Raw genomic sequence first — 260 nt, 5'->3', positions numbered from 1 at the left:
CGGAATGGGAGGCGCGCAACCGCTTGCCGTCACCATGAACGAAGGGGTGATCATTGCGGTCGAATGCGATCCTTCCCGCATCCGGCGAAGAATCCAAACGGGTTATCTGGACAGGGAAACGGACAGTCTGGATGAAGCGATCCGCATGGCGGAAGCGGCCAAACAAAAAGGCAAACCCTTGTCCATCGGACTCGTGGGAAATGCCGCCGAATGTCTCCCTGAAATGGTGAAACGGGGGTTTATTCCGGATTTGGTGACCG

The 260-nt window shown here is 56.5% G+C and carries 1 pseudogene; it reads left to right on the top strand.

The annotated features are described in order from the left end of the window. Window positions 1-260: pseudogene (locus tag PZC42_RS24905) on the top strand (urocanate hydratase); the annotation flags it as partial.

The organism is Isoptericola croceus, from assembly GCF_029382255.1.
Taxonomy (GTDB): domain Bacteria; phylum Actinomycetota; class Actinomycetes; order Actinomycetales; family Cellulomonadaceae; genus Isoptericola; species Isoptericola croceus.
Note: the sequence above shows the minus strand (reverse complement) of the source record. Positions and strands in the feature narration are given on the sequence as shown.